Origin of the sequence: Rhodoferax sp. (assembly GCF_014859475.1) — a bacterium.
GTDB lineage: Bacteria > Pseudomonadota > Gammaproteobacteria > Burkholderiales > Burkholderiaceae_C > Rhodoferax.
Genome location: NZ_JACUUE010000180.1, coordinates 1 through 5,145 on the forward strand (window position 1 = coordinate 1; position 5,145 = coordinate 5,145).

At 60.9% G+C, this 5,145-nt stretch carries 3 protein-coding genes; 2 read left to right on the forward strand and 1 reads right to left on the reverse strand.

From position 1 onward, the window contains the following. Positions 1-153: 153 nt before the first annotated feature. Both icmF and IBX54_RS12355 read left to right on the forward strand, forming a co-directional pair. Complete coding sequence (icmF, locus tag IBX54_RS12350; RefSeq protein WP_296542955.1) at positions 154-3,567, forward strand: fused isobutyryl-CoA mutase/GTPase IcmF; 3,414 nt, start codon at positions 154-156, stop codon at positions 3,565-3,567. Positions 3,568-3,619: 52 nt separating this feature from the next. Next, positions 3,620-4,774 (forward strand): ATP-binding protein, encoded by a 1,155-nt coding sequence (locus IBX54_RS12355; protein WP_296542956.1) that lies wholly within the window; start codon positions 3,620-3,622, stop codon positions 4,772-4,774. 43 nt (positions 4,775-4,817) lie between these two features. On the opposite strand, the gene IBX54_RS12360 is transcribed toward IBX54_RS12355, so the two are convergent. Then, entirely contained in the window at positions 4,818-4,985 is a 168-nt protein-coding gene (locus tag IBX54_RS12360; RefSeq protein ID WP_296542957.1) for a hypothetical protein, read from the reverse strand. Positions 4,986-5,145: the final 160 nt, after the last annotated feature.

The window sequence follows — 5,145 nt, forward strand, 5'->3', positions numbered from 1 at the left end:
TTTGGCAAATGACCCGGGGCACGCAGGTGCCCTTTTTGTTTTTTGAAAACCCGTTAAGATTGACGTTTACGTCAACGTCAAGTCAGCGTTTGCTAGTCTGATTGCTGATCGCTGGTTCTGAAATTTACAAATAGTCACCTGGAGATACCCATCATGACCGACCTGTCCGCCGACTTCAAGGCCCTGGCCAATTACCGCCCCACGCACAAAGTGCGCTTTGTTACCGCCGCCAGCCTGTTTGACGGCCATGATGCCGCCATCAACATCATGCGCCGCATTTTGCAGAGCATGGGTGCCGAGGTCATTCACCTGGGGCACAACCGCAGCGTCGATGAGGTGGTCACGGCGGCGCTGCAGGAAGACGCGCAGGGCATTGCCATGAGCTCCTACCAGGGCGGGCATGTGGAGTATTTCAAGTACATGGTCGATTTGCTCAAGAGCCGCGGCGGCGCGCACATTCAGGTTTTTGGCGGCGGCGGCGGCGTGATTGTGCCCAGCGAAATCAAGGAACTGATGGACTACGGCGTGGCCCGCATCTATAGCCCCGAAGACGGCCAGCGCATGGGCCTGGCCGGCATGATTGGTGACATGGTCAAGCGCTGCGACCAGGACTTGACGCAGTACGCACCCAAAACCATCGAGGCCATTCAGGGCCACACCGAGATGAGCTGGCGCGCGCTGGCGCAGCTCATCACCGGGCTGGAGAACGAAGCCGCCGCCGGCCAGTCCAAGGCGGCACCTTCCAAAAAATTTCAGGCGCTCACCCAGGACATCAAGGCACTTGCCGCCAGCAAAAAGATTCCCGTGCTCGGCATCACCGGCACCGGCGGCGCCGGCAAGTCAAGCCTCACCGACGAGCTGATTCGCCGCCTGCGCCTGGACCAGAGCGACAGCCTGCGCGTGGCCGTGATCAGCATCGACCCGTCGCGGCGCAAAAGCGGTGGCGCCCTGCTGGGCGACCGCATCCGCATGAACGCCATCAACCCCTGGGTCAAATTGGGGTCGGATCCCGATATGCGCAGCAATTCGGGCTCTGACCCCAATTTGACCGCGTCGCAAAGCGACGCTGGCCAGCGCGTGTTCATGCGCAGCCTGGCCACGCGCGACTTTGGCTCCGAGATCAGCGCCGCCCTACCCGATGTGATTGCCGCCTGCAAGGTAGCGGGTTTTGACCTGATCATCGTCGAAACCTCGGGCATTGGCCAGGGCGACGCCGCCATCGTGCCGCATGTCGATGTGCCCATGTACGTCATGACACCCGAATTCGGCGCCGCCAGCCAGCTCGAAAAAATCGACATGCTCGACTTTGCCGAGTTTGTCGTCATCAACAAGTTCGACCGCAAGGGCGCCAGTGATGCCCTGCGCGACGTGGCCAAACAGGTGCAGCGCAACAAGGAAGCCTTCACCACCCCGGCGGACCAGATGCCGGTGTTCGGCACCATGGCGGCACGCTTCAACGACGATGGCGTCACGGCGCTCTACCAGGCCCTGAAAGTGCGCCTGGCCGAGCTTGGCCTGCCGCTGCAAGAAGGCAGCCTGCCCAAAGTGGCCGTGCGCCATAGCACCAACCAGACCCCGGTGCTGCCGGCCGCGCGCACCCGTTACCTTGCCGAAATCAGTGACACCGTGCGCGGCTACAAGGCCCGCGCCCGCGCTCAGGCCAGATTGGCGCGTGAAATCCAGCAGCTCAAGGCGACTGCGCAGATGTTGCTTGAACAAGACCCGTGTAAGGACGGCACCGCCAAGCCCGGCGCTTACGGCACGGTCATGGCATTGGCGCAAACCCGAGGCGAGCGCCAGGACCCCACTGCTGCCAAGCTGCTGGCGCAGTGGCCGGCCATGCAAACGGCCTACGCCGGTGACGAATACGTGGTCAAGATCCGCGACAAGGAAATTCGCACCGCGCTCACCACCAAGAGCTTGAGCGGCACCACCATCCGCAAGGTCTGCCTGCCGCAATACGAAGACCACGGCGAAATCCTCAAGTGGCTGATGCTCGACAACGTGCCCGGCAGCTACCCCTACACCGCCGGCACCTTTGCCTTCAAGCGCGAGGGCGAGGACCCCACGCGCATGTTCGCCGGTGAGGGCGACCCGTTTCGCACCAACAAGCGCTTCAAGCTGCTCAGCTCCGGCATGGCAGCCAAGCGCCTGTCCACCGCGTTCGACTCGGTCACGCTGTACGGCAACGACCCCGACCCGCGCCCGGACATCTACGGCAAGGTTGGCAACAGCGGCGTGAGCATTGCCACCATCGACGACCTGAAGGTGCTCTACGGTGGCTTTGATTTGTGCAACCCGGCCACCAGCGTCAGCATGACCATCAACGGCCCGGCGCCCAGCATTCTGGCGATGTTCATGAACGCGGCCATTGACCAGAACCTGGAAAAGTTTGCCGCAGACAATGGCCGCGAGCCGACCGATACCGAAGCCGCCAAAATCCGCGAATGGGTGCTGGCCAACGTGCGCGGCACGGTGCAGGCCGACATCCTGAAAGAAGACCAGGGTCAGAACACCTGCATCTTCAGCACCGAATTCAGCCTCAAGGTGATGGGCGACATTGCCAGCTACTTTGTGCACCACAACGTGCGCAATTTCTACAGTGTGAGCATCAGCGGTTACCACATTGCCGAAGCCGGCGCCAACCCGATCAGCCAGCTCGCCTTCACGTTAAGCAACGGCTTTACCTTTGTCGAGGCCTATCTGGCGCGCGGCATGCACATTGACGACTTTGCGCCGAATCTGAGCTTTTTCTTCAGCAACGGCATGGACCCCGAATACACCGTGATGGGCCGTGTCGCGCGGCGCATCTGGGCCGTGGCCATGAAGGAAAAATACGGCGCCAACGAGCGCAGCCAGAAGCTCAAATACCACATCCAGACCAGTGGCCGCAGCCTGCACGCGCAGGAAATCCAGTTCAACGACATCCGCACCACGCTGCAGGCGCTGATTGCCATTTACGACAACTGCAACAGCCTGCACACCAACGCGTTCGACGAAGCCATCACCACGCCGACTGAAGACAGCGTGCGCCGCGCCATGGCGATCCAGCTCATCATCAACCGCGAATGGGGCCTGGCCAAGAACGAAAACCCGTCACAAGGCGCCTTTGTCATCGAGGAACTGACCGAACTGGTCGAAGAAGCCGTGCTGCTGGAGTTCGAGCGCATCACCGAGCGCGGCGGCGTGCTCGGCGCCATGGAAACCGGCTACCAGCGCGGCAAGATTCAAGACGAATCGATGCACTACGAAATGCTCAAGCACACCGGCGAGCTGCCCATCATCGGTGTCAACACCTTCCGCAACCCGCATGGCGACCCGGTCAATGACAAGCTGGAACTGGCGCGCAGTACCGAAGAAGAAAAGCAGAGCCAGCTGCAGCGCCTGGCCGACTTCCACGCCCGCCATGCCAACGAATCCCCGGCCATGCTGGCGCGCCTGAAGCAGGCGGTCATCGACAACCAGAACGTGTTCGAGGTGCTGATGGACGCGGTGCGCGTGTGCTCGCTGGGCCAGATCACCAACGCGCTGTTCGAGGTCGGCGGGCAGTACCGGCGCAACATGTAAGCGCGGATAAATTATTCTTGCATATTCAATTCATTATATTGATAATACGAGGATGTTTAAAAGAATTTGCGAATCGCAATTGCACCAGGCGCTCAGCTGGAGTCCGGCGGTTGCCATCTTGGGCGCGCGTCAGGTGGGCAAAACCACGCTGGCGCGGCAAGTCGCGGCGCTGCAGCCTGATTCCTTGTATCTGGACCTCGAGCAGCCTCAAGTGCGCGCGCGCCTGGAGGTGCCAGAGCTTTTCTTTGCCGCCAACCGGCACAGACTGCTTGTGTTGGATGAAATACAGAATGCGCCAGAGTTGTTTTCGGTGTTGCGCGGCGAGATCGACGCCGACCGCAGGCCCGGGCGTTTCCTGATCCTGGGTTCTGCCTCATTCAAGTCGCTTCAGCAGTCGCAGTCGCTGGCCGGCCGGCTGGCCTTGATCGACATGGCTCCCTTGCTGCTGCCCGAGGTCATGACCCGCTTTGCCGACATGCAAGCCCTTTGGCTGCGTGGCGGCTTTCCGGGTAGTTACATGGCCGCCACCGATGACGCTGCATGGCTTTGGCGCGATGCGTTTGTCCGCCACTTTTTGAGCACCGATTTGCCCGCTGCGGTGGGTGTGGCGCTAGACCCCGAACAAATGCGGCGGTTCTGGCGCATGGTGGCCCATCTGCATGGTCAGATGTTCAACGCGTCAGCCGTTGCCGCATCACTGGGGGTGTCGCAACCCACGGTGGTGCGCTACCTGGATCACCTGACGCAAACCCTGATGCTGCGCCGGCTCGAGCCTTACCACGCCAACGTGGGCAAACGACTGGTCAAATCACCCAAGGTGTATGTGCGCGACAGCGGTTTGCTGCACTACCTGCTCAACATCAAAACCCAGGGCGATTTGTCAGGCCACCCTTCAACTGGTGCGTCGTGGGAGGGCTTTGTGATTGAGCAAATCTGCAATCAGTTGCCCGCCGGGGCGATGGCCAGCTTTTACCGCACCGCAGCGGGCGCCGAACTGGATTTGCTGGTGGAACTGGGGAGCAAAAAAATCGCCTTTGAAGTCAAGTTTTCAAGCTCCCCCAAGATGACCAAAGGTTTTTGGTTAGCCTGTGACGACGTTGGAGTCGACGAAGCCTATGTGGTTGCACCGGTACAGACCGGCTGGCCAATGAAAAGCTTGGGCTCCTACCCGGTGCAGGTCATCGGTCCCGACCAACTACCCTGGTAAAAAAAGCGGCCCGCCAGGGCCTCTTTTCTGGGTCTGGAACCAATCAACCGCCCTTTTTGCAGCGCTTGCCCGGGTTCTTCTTGTTGTTGGTGGCCACGCCACGCTCCAGGCTGCGCAGCTGGCCGTGACCGGCTGTGTAGCAAACGCCCTTTGGGGCGACAGGGCGGGGGGTAGCTTTGCGCTCGGCTTCGGTGCGGAATTCTTTGGCCATTTGGTGACTCCAGTGGGTGAAAGTAAAAAAGAGGGTGATTATCCCGCACTTGGGCACCCGATCATCCCGCCACCGCAACTTTTGCCCCCGTATCCGGCCCGACATCGTCATCGCGAGCCCCCCGTATCCGGCCCGATACCGCACACGGACCTTGAACAGA

Coding starts and splice junctions, on each gene's coding strand:
- IBX54_RS12360 (WP_296542957.1), bottom strand. CDS start 4,985: ATGGCCAAAGAATTCCGCACCGAAGCCGAGCGCAAAGCTACCCCCCGC.
- IBX54_RS12355 (WP_296542956.1), top strand. CDS start 3,620: ATGTTTAAAAGAATTTGCGAATCGCAATTGCACCAGGCGCTCAGCTGG.
- icmF (WP_296542955.1), top strand. CDS start 154: ATGACCGACCTGTCCGCCGACTTCAAGGCCCTGGCCAATTACCGCCCC.